Annotated in this window: 2 protein-coding genes; both read left to right on the top strand. The window is 43.8% G+C overall.

The window, feature by feature from the left end; translation table 11 throughout:
* On the top strand, nt 1-264 hold a 264-nt coding region (locus A3761_RS26605), incomplete at its 5' end, for a hypothetical protein (protein ID WP_197472722.1).
* Nucleotides 264-566 (top strand): ribonucleotide reductase N-terminal alpha domain-containing protein (locus A3761_RS01495; protein WP_255374906.1); only part of this gene is annotated, 303 nt, incomplete at its 3' end. The genes A3761_RS26605 and A3761_RS01495, both read left to right, overlap by 1 nt.

Genomic DNA, 566 nt, shown 5'->3' with positions numbered 1-566 from the left:
GCTCGTATTATTGATATGATGTTTGAGAAGGGAGAGATTGAAGGCTTTAAGGCCGAGGATCTTAAAACCTTCGTTAAATCACGCATCAATCTATGCCTGGGTCACTTACGCATTGCGCCTATTTTTACCATCAAAGATAACCCTATTTCTGAATGGTTCTACGATAACATCAACGCCCTGAAATTCCATGACTTCTTTACTGGAACAGGTTCCGAATACAACCGTGACTGGTCACGTGAACGACTACGCTGGAGAAAAAACTAATGGCAAATATCTACGAAAAACTAGGATTAGAACGCAAGAAAGGACAAGCAGAAGGTACAGTACCTGAGTGGCTCACTACTGCGGCTTTCCAACTTCTAAAACAGAAGTACCTAGAAGGACAGGAAACGGTATATGACCGTTATCGTACTATTGCCAATACCGCGGCTTCAAGACTACCATCTTACCTTAACAAAGAGGTTTGGGCAGAGAAGTTCTTCCAACTGTTCTGGAAAGGTTGGCTGGCAGCCTCTACTCCAGTTATGGCAAACATGGGTACTACCAAAGGCCTGCCAGTAAGCTGT

The organism is Oleiphilus sp. HI0123 (assembly GCF_001635315.1).
Note: the sequence above shows the minus strand (reverse complement) of the source record. Positions and strands in the feature narration are given on the sequence as shown.